This window comes from Pedococcus sp. P1_H8 (assembly GCF_056405175.1).
In genome coordinates this window covers 426,507-438,223 of the sequence record NZ_JBFUCP010000004.1, presented here as the reverse complement: position 1 = coordinate 438,223, position 11,717 = coordinate 426,507, and the positions used below count along the sequence as shown (strand labels likewise).

Annotated in this window: 8 protein-coding genes and 1 pseudogene; all 9 read left to right on the top strand. The window is 69.8% G+C overall.

Annotated elements, in window-relative coordinates; translation table 11 throughout:
* The 9 genes and pseudogenes from atzF to chvE all read left to right on the top strand — a co-directional run bounded on the left by atzF (nucleotide 1) and on the right by chvE (nucleotide 11,699).
* Nucleotides 1-1,710, top strand: coding sequence for an allophanate hydrolase (gene atzF / locus AC1DYG_RS07500; RefSeq protein WP_477639231.1), 1,710 nt, complete (start codon nucleotides 1-3; stop codon nucleotides 1,708-1,710).
* 193 nt (nucleotides 1,711-1,903) lie between these two features.
* Nucleotides 1,904-3,970, top strand: a complete 2,067-nt coding sequence (locus tag AC1DYG_RS07495; protein WP_477639230.1) for a S8 family serine peptidase — start codon at nucleotides 1,904-1,906, stop codon at nucleotides 3,968-3,970.
* A 157-nt stretch (nucleotides 3,971-4,127) separates the two neighbouring features.
* A complete protein-coding gene (locus AC1DYG_RS07490; RefSeq protein ID WP_477639229.1) occupies nucleotides 4,128-4,352 on the top strand; it encodes a hypothetical protein in 225 nt (74 codons plus the stop codon).
* Nucleotides 4,261-5,361 (top strand): annotated as a pseudogene (locus AC1DYG_RS07485) (glycoside hydrolase family 32 protein); the annotation flags it as partial. The gene AC1DYG_RS07490 and the pseudogene AC1DYG_RS07485, both read left to right, overlap by 92 nt.
* A gap of 64 nt (nucleotides 5,362-5,425) precedes the next feature.
* A complete protein-coding gene (locus AC1DYG_RS07480; RefSeq protein ID WP_477639228.1) occupies nucleotides 5,426-6,460 on the top strand; it encodes a LacI family DNA-binding transcriptional regulator in 1,035 nt (344 codons plus the stop codon).
* Between the two features lie 183 nt (nucleotides 6,461-6,643).
* Entirely contained in the window at nucleotides 6,644-8,314 is a 1,671-nt protein-coding gene (gene araB / locus AC1DYG_RS07475; RefSeq protein WP_477639227.1) for a ribulokinase, read from the top strand.
* Entirely contained in the window at nucleotides 8,311-9,009 is a 699-nt protein-coding gene (locus tag AC1DYG_RS07470) for an L-ribulose-5-phosphate 4-epimerase (protein WP_477639226.1), read from the top strand. The genes araB and AC1DYG_RS07470 overlap by 4 nt, the downstream gene beginning before the upstream one ends.
* A complete protein-coding gene (gene araA, locus AC1DYG_RS07465; protein WP_477639225.1) occupies nucleotides 9,006-10,505 on the top strand; it encodes an L-arabinose isomerase in 1,500 nt (499 codons plus the stop codon). Before AC1DYG_RS07470 ends, araA begins: the two co-directional genes overlap by 4 nt.
* A gap of 96 nt (nucleotides 10,506-10,601) precedes the next feature.
* Nucleotides 10,602-11,699 (top strand): multiple monosaccharide ABC transporter substrate-binding protein, encoded by a 1,098-nt coding sequence (chvE, locus tag AC1DYG_RS07460; protein ID WP_477639224.1) that lies wholly within the window; start codon nucleotides 10,602-10,604, stop codon nucleotides 11,697-11,699.
* The last annotated feature ends 18 nt before the right edge of the window (nucleotides 11,700-11,717 follow it).

Below are 11,717 nucleotides of genomic sequence, written 5' to 3'. Positions count from 1 at the left end.
ATGACGTTTCCCCGCAACGGATCCTGGGATGTTGGCGCGGCCCGTGCGGCCGCGCGGCGCCTCGACAACCCGGCATTCATCAACGTCTTCGATGGTCGCCGAAGGAAGGGCGGCGACGCCCACACGACCGCCACCCCTTCCCGGCTGAGCGGTCTGCCGTTCGCCGTCAAGGACAACATCGACGTTGCCGGCGTCCCCACCACCGGCGGCTGCCCGACGCTGACGACACCCGCCGCTCGCAATGCGCGCGTGGTCGACCAGCTGATGGCTGCGGGCGCGATCCCCATCGGCAAGACGAACATGGACCAGTTCGCCACCGGCCTGGTGGGCACGCGCTCCCCGTACGGCGCGTGCCACTGCGTCGACTCCGACAACCACATCAGCGGCGGGAGCAGCTCCGGCAGTGCCGTCGCGGTGGCTGCTGGCGTGGTGCCGTTCGCCCTCGGCACGGACACCGCGGGCAGCGGGCGGGTCCCGGCAGCGCTCAACGGGATCGTCGGCTTCAAACCAACCCGCGGCGTCGTCAGCACCCGAGGGGTGCTCCCCGCCTGCCCGTCCCTCGATTGCGTATCCGTATTTGCACCAACGGTTTCCGTGGTTCGTAACGTCCACGACGTCCTCGCGCGTTTCGACCCTGAGGACCCCTGGTCGCGTCAGCGACCCAGCCCCCTGCCTGCCGGGGTCGCACGGGTCATGGGCGTTGTCGGCATACCAGCAGCTCCGATCGATCTCGACGCGCAGCACCGCGCAGCCTGGAAGGTGGCCCTGGCGCAGCTCTCAGGGCTGGTGCGCCTGGTGCCGGTGGACGTGTCCGCCATGCTCGAAGTGGCGACGATGTTGTACGAAGGTCCCTTCGTGGCCGAGAGACTGGCCTCCTTCGGTCACTTCCTGGAACCGGACGGGCCGCACCTCGATCCGATCGTGCGGCGGATCGTCCTGGGTGCTCGTGGGCTCGAGGCGGAGCAGCTCTTCACCGCCCAGCACCGGTTGGCTCGGCTAGCCCGGCAGGTCGCCGCCGCGACGGCCGGCGTCGACGCCGTGCTCCTCCCGACGACACCGTTCCACCCGACCCTCGCTGACGTGGCTGCCGACCCCGTGGGTGTCAACAGCCGGCTGGGGACCTACACGAACATGGCCAACCTGCTGGACCTCTGTGCGGTCGCCTTCCCGGCCGGGCGCCGACCCGACGGGCTCCCTTTTGGAGTCCAGCTGCTGGCGCCGGCCTTCGCCGATCAACAGCTGCTCGACCTGGCCTCGGTATTGACCGGGGAGCGACTGCCCGACGCCTCACCACCCATCCCGCCCGGGCGGCGCCTGCTCGCCGTGTGTGGTGCCCACCTGTCCGGACAGCCCCTGAACTCGGTCCTGACCGATGCGGGGGCACGCCTCTACCAGCGAGGGCGGACGGCCACGGGCTACCGGATGGTCCGACTGGAGGGCACGATGCCGCGCCCTGGCCTGCTCGATGACGGCCACGGCCCGAGCGAAGGCATCGAGGTCGAGCTGTGGGAGGCGCCGGCCGAGCTGGTGCGGCAGCTCGCGGTCGACGTGGAGCCGCCACTCGAGATCGGGCTGGTCCGGCTGTGGGACGGCTCGACGGTCGCTGGCTTCACGGCGAACGCGAGCGCCCGCCGCGCCGCCGACATCAGCACGGCCGGGAGCTGGCGCGCCCACCTCGCCCGCCGCCGCAGCACCGACACGACGAGGTGAGGGGCTGGTCGCCGCTGCCCGTGGTGCGTGAAAGGTGTCCCGGATGTCGGGCGATCCCGATATGCCCTCGACCGAGCGGCCGATGGCCGGTACTCCATACAGGCGATGCCGATCCCCGCCCGGGGGACGATGCTGAAGAGGGCGGCCACGGGGCTGCGCTGAGCGGGTCTTGTACCTGTCGAAGGGTGCTGCGATGTCCACGTTGTTTCGTCAGCTCGTCAGAGGGTCTGTGGTGGCACTCGTCGCAGTGGCACCAGCCCTGTCAGTCGCGGCCGCTACCGCGGCGCCGCCGTTGGACGGCCCATCGCCCCGCCCCGACGGTGCATCCGTGGGCAAGGGCGATCGCGACCACGACAAGGTGGCCGACGACCTCGAGGCAGCCCTCGTCGGGAGGGCAGCAGGCGACCGCGTGCGGGTCATCGTCCAGGGCCTGTTCCCCGGTGAGGGCCGCCGTGCTGCGCCATCACTGCTTGTCAGCCACAGCTACGGACTTGTCCGCGCGTTCAGCGGATCGGTCACCGCAGGACAGGTCTCGGCCCTGGCCGCGATGCCTTCGGTGACGAGAGTGGAGCTCGACGGGATCGTCCGGGTGATGGACGCCGCGGGCGACGACGGCTACGGCGTGACTGCCGCCCGCGCGGCATACAGCCCAACCGCCGGCGCCCTTGACGGCGGGGGCGTTGGCATCTGCATCATCGATACCGGCATCGACCCCAACCACGAGCAGCTCGTTGACCGGGTCGTCGGGTGGCGGGACTGGGTGAACGGCCGTGTCACGCCCTATGACGACCACGGCCACGGGACACACGTCGCCAGCATCGCGGCCGGTGACGGCACGGGGTCTGCGGATGCTGACCGCTATGGCGGGGTGGCCAGGGGCGCGCTGCTCGTCGGCGCCAAGGTACTCAACTCGTCGGGCTCCGGTTCGGACGCCGACGTCGCCGCCGCGATCGACTGGTGTGCCACCCGCAGTGACGTGCGGGTCATCTCGATGTCGCTCGGAAGCCCAGGCGGTGACGGCTCCGACCTCGGCAGCCAGATGGCCAACGCCGCCGTCGCGGCGGGAAAGGTCGTCGTCGTGGCGGCTGGCAACTCCGGTGACGCACCCGCCACGATCACATCGCCCGGCGTCGCGACCAACGTCATCACCGTTGGTGCGGCGTCGGACGAGACGACCCTGCCCGGTGGACTCGACACCGACACCGGGCTCTACCTCGCAGGGTTCTCCGGGCGTGGACCCACCGCCAACCCGGCTGCGCCCCTCAAGCCGGATGTGGTCGCCCCGGGTCTGAGCGTCGTGGCGGCGAAGGCCAACACGACCAGCTCCTATGTCGCCTTCTCCGGCACCTCGATGGCGACACCATTCGTTGCCGGGATCGTGGCCCTCGGCCTCGAGGCCGCGCCAGCCAGCACTCCGGCGGCCGTGAAGGCTGCCCTGCAGGCCAGCGCCCAGGACGCCGGCGCGACCGGCGCGGACAACGAGTGGGGTTTCGGCCTGGTCGATGCGCGTGCCTTCATCGCGGAGTTGGGCGCCGGGCCGGCCGGCACCGCCGCGTGGCCGGGCCACCAAGTGCTGACGGGCTCGGTCGGTGCGAACGCGATTCGTGACACCGCGATCAGCGTGTCCAGTGCGGGACGGCCCCTCGGCGTGACCCTGCAGATCACTACTGGCGCAGCGACCTGCGTGCTGCCGATCGGCACAACCTGCCTGTATGGGTACGAGTGGTCCCCGGACCTCGACGCCCACCTCATCAACCCTTCTGGCAGCGTCGTGGCACAGAGCCGCTGCATGCTCGAGGCCACGAACGGGAACTGTGCGGCGCCAGGCCGCTTCGAGACCATCGGTGTCTCGAACGCCGAGGCCGGCACGTGGACGCTGCGCGTGGAGTCGTTCGCCGGCGCTGGGAGCTACCGCGCAGACGTCTTCGGCGGGCCTTTCGGATCGAGCCCGCCGCCACCGCCAGCCCCCGCCGTGCCGTCGGCGCCCACTGGGCTGACGGCCGTTGCCGCGTCGGCGACGCAGGTCCGGCTGGCCTGGACCGACACCTCCACCAACGAGAACGGTTTCCGCCTCGAGAGGTGCACGGGTGGGAACTGCACGGCGTTCGGTGTCGTGGCCGCACTCCCAGCTGGCAGCACGGCATACACAAACACCGGGCTGAAGGCCAACACGAACTACCGCTACCGCGTCGCGGCCTGGAACGACGCGGGGGCGTCCGCCTACTCCAACATCGCCTCGGTCAGGACTCCACGAAGGTAGCCAGATCGGGCTCGCGGCAGAAACCGTCCCAACCCGGGAAGTCCGCAGGCAGGCCGCGAGTGGGGCGGGCGGCAGGCGCCCGGCGCAGGCCCAACCTGAGTGGGCTGGCATGCTGGCTGGGTGAAGCCTGAAACCGTCGTGGTCCCGGAGTCCTGAGGTGGAGGCCGAGGGCCGACGGCCCGGCTTGCACCTGACGGCAGACCGCGGCTGGGTGAACGACCCGCTCGCCCCCACGTGGGACGGGGAGAGGTACCACCTGTTCTTCCAGTACGTTTCCGGACTCGGTCGAGTGGGCGCTGAACTGTCACTGGGGCCACGCCGTCTCAGCCGATCTCGTGCACTGGGAGCACCGGGGGACAGCCCTTGCGCCCGGCGAGGATGACGACGGCGTGTGGTCGGGGTCGATGGTGCGACACGACAAGGGATACCGGATCTTCTACACGGCGGCCACCGCCGACAACCTGCCGATGAGTCGGGTGCGCTGGGCGGACTGCTCAGACCTCAACTCGGGGTCGTGGACAAAGGGTGAGGTCGTCGTCACTGCCCCACCAGATCTGGACGTGACCACTTTCCGCGACCCCTTCGTCTACCGGGACGGACAGCTGTGGCGGATGCTCGTGGGAACGTCCATCGGCCGCGACAGGGCGGCCGCGACAGCCTTCTCCTCGCAGGACCTGTCCCACTGGAGCTATGCCGGGATCGCGGCCTCGCGCCACACGACCGTCACCGATCCGGTCTGGTCCGGCGGCATGTGGGAGTGCCCGCAACTGGTCGAGGTCGCCGGCGCGGAGGCGTTCGTCGCCTCGGTGTGGGACCACGACGTGCTTCACCACGTCGTCGCAGCCATCGGTACCACTGACGGCCCGACGTTCACCCCACAGCAGTGGCAACAGCTGACGTTCGGTCAGGGCTACTACGCCCCGGCTGCCTTCCGCGACGCCGACGGTCAGCCCTGCCTGGTCTTCTGGATCCGCGGCTTCCTCGACCAGGGGGCAGGACGGGCCGGCGCGCTGAGTGTCATCCACCGCCTCGACCTGGTCGACGGCCAGCTCCTCCTGCGGCTGCACCCGGCCCTGACCTCCAGGGGTCGGTCGGGTCGTGAGGGAGCAAACGCCGCCATCGTCGAGCCCGCTGACCTGACCAACGGCGCCGTGCGGCTCACGTCCGGCGGCAGGCCGGTGCTGACGATCTCTCACCAAGACGGCGAGGTGATCGTGGAAGCCGGCACCGAGACGGTTGCCATAGTCGCCTCACCCCGGCAGGTGCAGGTCCTCGTCGACGGCCCGTGCATCGAAGTGCTGACCTCCGGCGGCGCCTTCGCCCACGCACTCCCCGCCCCGACGTGGTGGGATGACCGCGCGGAAGGAGCAGACCTGCGCTGGCTCGACTGACATCGTCGGGCGCGTCGCTCCCTGGGGCGCGATCGCCCGCCGGGCGGATGGCACAATCCGAGACGTGAACCCCTCGACGAGCTCGGCGCCTCGGACAGCCCCTCGTCTGGAGGACGTCGCCCGCGTTGCCGGGGTGTCGCACCAGACGGTCTCGCGAGTCGTGAACGGGTCCTCCCGGGTGGCGCCGGCCACTCGGGCCCGGGTGCTCGAGGCGGTCGCCGAGCTCGGCTACCGCGGCAACAGCGCGGCCAAGGCGCTCGCCACCCAGAAGAGCGGCGTGGTCGGGGTGGTCGTCGCAGGGCTGGGCTTCTTCGGCCCGTCCAGCACCGTGGTGGGCCTGGAGCTGGCGGCTCGCGCCGAGGGCTACGGCATGGTGCTCGCCTCCCTGCCAGAGGTGACCCAGGAGGCGACCCAGGACGCCCTGGACCACCTGGTGGGCGAGTCGGTCGAGGCCATCGTGCTGATCGCACCCGTCGACACCGGCCTCGATCTGGGGGTCCGGTCACGGCTGCCGGTCCCTGTCGTGGTGCTCGACGCGAACCCCCTGCGCGCGCGCCTGTCGGTGGGGGTGGACCACGAGGCCGGGGCCCGGTTGGCCACCCAGCACCTCATCGACCTCGGGCACCGCCACATCGCCCACCTCAGTGGTCCGTCCGACTGGTACCAGGCCGAAGCCCGTACGTTCGGCTGGCGCAGGGCGCTGGAGGCGGCCGGGCTGCCGATCCACGAACCCCTGGTGGGGGACTGGACCGCCTCGAGTGGCTATCGCCTCGGGCGTCAGCTGGCCGCGGAGTCGGAGGTGACGGGGATCTTCGTCGCCAACGACCAGATGGCCATCGGCTTGCTGCGCGCCCTGGCCGAGGCCGGGCGCACGGTGCCCGGCGACGTCAGCATCGTGGGTTTCGACGACCTTCCGGAGTCCGAGTACTTCACGCCCCCGCTCACGACCATCCGGCAGAACTTCGTGGCCCTGGGTCGCGGGGCCATGGGCCTGCTCACCTCAGCGATCCGTGGCGAGCTGGAGGAAGGCACCGTCACCGTTCCGCCCAAGCTCGTGGTGCGTGCCTCGACCGGGCGTCCTGGGCGTCCTCCCGGCTGAGTCGAGCCTGACCACCCGCCGATTGGAAGCTCGGCCCCGCCGGCCCCGGAGTCTTCTTTCGTCAGTTTTCTTTCGGCGATCCCTTGACAGGGAGGATGTTAGCGCTAACATCCATGGTTAGCGCTAACACACCGTGGAAGGCGCGCTGGCTCACTGGCGAACCAACAGCACGAGGAGCGTTCGATGACGAACGAGGACCGCGACGACATCTGTGTCGTCGGCGTCGACTTCGGGACCTTGTCCGGCCGGGCCGTGGTGGTCCGCGTCAGCGACGGGACCGAGCTGGGCAGCGCGGTCTCGGTCTACCCCCACGCGGTCATCGACGAGGTGCTCCCCGGGACGGGCGAGCGACTTCCCCCGGAGTGGGCGCTTCAGGTCCCCACGGACTACGTCCACGTCCTGCGCACCGCGGTCCCCGAAGCCATCCGCGCCGCGGGGATCGCCCCAGACCGGATCGTCGGCATCGCGACCGACTTCACGGCGTGCACGATGGTGCCCACCCTCGCGGACGGCACCCCGCTCAGCGAGACCTCCGACTTCGCCTCCTCGCCGCACGCCTACGTCAAGCTGTGGCGCCATCACGCGGCCCAGGGACAGGCCGATCGCATCAACGCCCTCGCCGCCGAGCGCGCTGAGCCGTGGCTTGGTCGCTATGGCGGCCTCGTCTCCTCGGAGTGGGAGTTCGCCAAGGGCCTGCAGATCCTCGAGGAGGCCCCCGAGGTGTATGCCGCGATGGCTCACTTCGTGGAGCTCGCGGACTGGATCGTGTGGCAGCTGTGCGGGGAGTACGTGCGGAACGCCTGCACGGCCGGGTACAAGGGGATCTACCAGGACGGCGAGTATCCGAGTCCCGAGTTCCTGGCGGCGCTCAACCCGGGGTTTGCCGGCTTCGTCGAGGACAAGCTCGCCCACCGCATCGGACAGCTCGGTGACCCTGCCGGACGGCTGACGGCGCAGGCGGCCTCGTGGACCGGACTGCCGGAGGGCATCGTGGTGGCGGTCGGCAACGTCGATGCGCACGTCTCGGCTCCCGCAGCCCAGGCCGTCGAGCCGGGGCAGCTCGTCGCGATCATGGGTACGTCGACCTGCCACGTCCTCAGCAGTGCCGTCCTGCGCGACGTCCCCGGGATGTGCGGTGTCGTCGACGGGGGCATCATCCCCGGCCTCTGGGGTTACGAGGCCGGTCAGTCGGGCGTGGGTGACATCTTCGGCTGGTTCGTGAACTCGTGCGTCCCGCCGGAGTACCACGCCGCGGCGGCCAAGGCGGGGCTCTCGGTCCACGAGCACCTCACCGACCTGGGTGCGGCCCAGCCGATCGGCGCGCACGGCCTGGTGGTGCTCGACTGGCACAGCGGCAACCGGTCGACCCTCGTGGATCACGAGCTGTCCGGTCTCATCGTGGGCCAGACGCTCGCGACCGCCCCTGAGGACACCTACCGCGCTCTGCTCGAGTCCACCGCGTTCGGCGCGCGGGTCATCGTCGAGGCCTTCACGGGGTCCGGTGTGCCGGTCACGGAGTTCATCGTCGCGGGTGGCCTGCTGCGCAACCCCCTGTTGATGCAGATCTATGCAGATGTCCTGAACCTCCCGTTGTCGGCGGTTCGGTCGGAGCAGGGCCCGGCGCTCGGCTCGGCCATCCACGCGGCCGTGGCGGCAGGGGCGTACCCCGACATCCGCAAGGCCGCGCAGGCGATGGGCGGCCGCACCGTCGCTGCCTTCGTCCCGGTGCCGGAGAACGTGGCCGCCTACGACGAGCTGTATGCCGAGTACCTCGCGCTCCACGACCACTTCGGACGAGGCGGCAACGACGTCATGCGCCGGCTCAAGGCCATCCGCCGCAAGGCCCTGTCATGAGCGCCCTGGCCCTGCCCGCCGTCCGGGAAGCCGTCGACGAGCTGCGCGCCTCGGTGGCCGACCTGCACGCGGAGCTCACGCGCAACGCTCTCGTCGCCTGGACCGCAGGCAACGTCTCCGCCCGGGTCCCGGGGGAGGAGCTGCTGGTCATCAAGCCCTCCGGGGTGTCCTACGACGAGCTCACCGCAGACGCGATGGTCGTGACCGACTTCGAGGGCCGGCTGGTCGAGGGGTCCCACGCTCCCTCGTCCGACACGGCAGCGCACGCCTACGTCTACGCCCACCTGCCCGAGGTCGGGGGAGTCGTGCACACGCACTCCACCTACGCCACGGCCTGGTGCGCGCGCCGCGAGTCGATCCCCTGCGTGCTCACGATGATCGCCGACGAGTTCGGCGGGGACATCCCCGTCGGCCCGTTCGCCCTGATCGGCGACGACTCGATCGGTCGCGGCCTGGTCCAGACCCTGGCGGGCAGCAGGTCCAGGGCAGTCCTCATGGGCGGGCACGGCCCGTTCACGGTGGGCGCGGATGCCCGAGCAGCCGTCAAGACGGCCGTGATGCTCGAGGACGTCGCCCGCACCGTGCACCTCGCGAGCCAGCTCGGCAACCCCTGGCGGCTGGACCAGGCAGACATCGACCGGCTCTACGACCGATACCAGAACGTATACGGGCAGAAGGGAACTCCCGCCTCATGAGCATTCAGCCGAAGATCTGGTTCCTCACCGGCAGCCAGGGTCTCTATGGCGAGGACGTGTTGCGCCAGGTCGCCGCACAGTCCGCAGTGATCTCTGATGCGCTGCAGGCTGCAGGGACCCTCACCGCCGAGGTCGTGGCCAAGCCCATCCTGACCGACGCCGCGTCGATTCGCCGCGTCATGCTCGACGCCAACAGCGATGACGACGTCGTCGGCGTCATCGCGTGGATGCACACCTTCTCCCCGGCGAAGATGTGGATCTCCGGGCTCGATGCCCTGGCGAAGCCGCTGCTGCACCTGCACACGCAGGCGGGGCGCGACCTCCCGTGGGCCACGATCGACATGGACTTCATGAACCTCAACCAGGCCGCCCACGGCGACCGCGAATTCGGCTACATCCAGACCAGGGTCGGGGTCACGCGCAAGACGGTGACCGGGCACGTCAGCGACCCCACCACGATCGAGCGCATCGCGACGTGGGCCCGTGCCGCGGTCGCCCGGGCCTCCCTGCGCACGATGCGGGTGGTGCGCTTCGGTGACAACATGCGCGACGTCGCCGTCACGGACGGCGACAAGGTCGAGGCCGAGCTGCGCCTCGGGGTCTCGGTCAACACCTACGGCGTGAACGACCTCGTGGCCGTCGTGGACCGCGTGTCCGACGGTGATCTCGCGACGCTCGTGAAGGAGTACGAGGACCTGTACGACGTGGCGCCGGAACTGCGCTCGGACGGCGGGCGGCACGAGTCCCTGCGCTACGGAGCGCGGATCGAGCTCGGGCTGCGGAGCTTCTTGGAGGAGGGCGGCTACGCCGCCTTCACGACCAACTTCGAAGACCTCGGCGGACTGCGCCAACTTCCCGGGCTTGCCGTGCAGCGCCTCATGGCCGACGGCTACGGCTTCGGTGGCGAGGGGGACTGGAAGACCGCGGTCATGCTCCGCACCCTCAAGGTGATGGCGCAGGGACTGCCCGGCGGCACCTCGTTCATGGAGGACTACACCTACCACCTCGAGCCCGGTCGCGAGCTGATCCTCGGCGCGCACATGCTCGAGGTTTGTCCCTCCATCGCGGCCGAGCGCCCCAGCCTCGAGATCCACCCCCTCGGTATCGGGGGTCGTGAGGACCCGGTGCGGCTGGTGTTCACCGCCGCTGCCGGCGAAGCCGTCGTGGTCGGGATCTCCGACATGGGCGACCGGTTCCGGCTGACTGCCAACGAGATCGACGTCGTCCCGCCGCTGGCCGACCTGCCCAACCTCCCGGTGGCGCGAGCGGTCTGGAGCCCGCGTCCCGACCTGCGCACCGCCACCGAGTCCTGGCTGGTGGCGGGAGGCCCGCACCACACGGTGCTGTCGACCGCCCTGACGGCCGAGCACCTGCACGACTTCGCCGAGATGACGGGCCTCGAGCTGGCCCTCATCGACGCCCACACGACCACCCGCGGCTTCGTTCGCGAGCTGCGGTGGAACAACGCTTACCACCGGCTGGCCCAAGGCCTGTGAGGCGCCGCGCCCTTGGCGCACAACTGAATAGCACACACCCATCAGTACCTTCAGCCAGCGCCTTCGCAGGTTGACTTCCATGGAATGGAGCACACAGTGCGCAGAATCATCGCGGCAGCTGCCGTCGGCCTCCTCGCAGTCGGCCTCAGCGCCTGCGGTCGCCAGACGGACAACGCCTCGTCCGGCAGCGGCGCTGCCGCCAATGTCAAGGGCACCATCGGGGTGGCCATGCCGACCAAGACCTCCGAGCGGTGGATCAAGGACGGCAACTACATCAAGCAGCAGCTCGAGGCCGCCGGCTACAAGGTCAACCTCCAGTACGCCAACGACGACATCCCGACCCAGGTCACCCAGGTCAACGACATGGTGACCAAGCAGAACCAGGTCCTGGTGATCGCCTCCATCGACGGCACCGCCCTCAAGGGCGCCCTCAAGGAGGCCAAGGACGCCGGGATCCCCGTGATCGCCTACGACCGCCTGCTTCGTGACACCGACGCCGTCGACTACTACACGACCTTCGACAACCTGAAGGTGGGCAAGCTGCAGGCCGAGTCCCTGCTCGCCGGCCTCGAGGCCAGCGGTGCCCCCAAGCCGTGGAACGTCGAGCTCTTCGCCGGGTCCCCGGACGACAACAACGCCACCTTCTTCTTCAACGGGGCCATGGAGGTGCTCCAGCCGAAGATCGACGCCGGTGACATCAAGATCGCGTCCGGCGAGACCAACTTCAAGACCGTGGCGACCCTGCGTTGGGACGCGGCCGTGGCCAAGAAGCGCATGGAGAACGTGCTGACGAAGTCGTACTCCAAGGCTGACGTCAACGGCGTCCTGTCGCCCTACGACGGTCTGTCCCGTGGCATCCTCGCCGCCCTCAAGGGCAGCGGTTACGGCACCGGTGGCAAGAAGCTGCCGGTCGTCACCGGCCAGGACGCCGAGCTCGAGTCGGTCAAGTCGATCCTCGCGGACGAGCAGTACTCGACCGTCTTCAAGAACACGCGTGACCTGGCCCAGGCCACCGTCACGATGATCACCGAGATCGCCGGCAAGAAGACCGTGACGGTCAACGACACCGAGTCCTACGACAACGGCGTCAAGAAGGTCCCGACCCAGCTCCTCGAGCCGGTGGCCGCCGACAAGTCCAACGTCAAGGACATCCTGCTCAAGGCGAAGTACTACAGCGAGGCCGACTTCTCCTAGTCGCCCCACCAGCTCCGT

What these genes read in the sequence shown, in the direction of transcription:
- atzF (WP_477639231.1), top strand. Translation starts at nt 1, where the DNA reads ATGACGTTTCCCCGCAACGGATCCTGGGATGTTGGCGCGGCCCGTGCG.
- araA (WP_477639225.1), top strand. Translation starts at nt 9,006, where the DNA reads ATGAGCATTCAGCCGAAGATCTGGTTCCTCACCGGCAGCCAGGGTCTC.
- araB (WP_477639227.1), top strand. Translation starts at nt 6,644, where the DNA reads ATGACGAACGAGGACCGCGACGACATCTGTGTCGTCGGCGTCGACTTC.
- AC1DYG_RS07495 (WP_477639230.1), top strand. Translation starts at nt 1,904, where the DNA reads ATGTCCACGTTGTTTCGTCAGCTCGTCAGAGGGTCTGTGGTGGCACTC.
- AC1DYG_RS07470 (WP_477639226.1), top strand. Translation starts at nt 8,311, where the DNA reads ATGAGCGCCCTGGCCCTGCCCGCCGTCCGGGAAGCCGTCGACGAGCTG.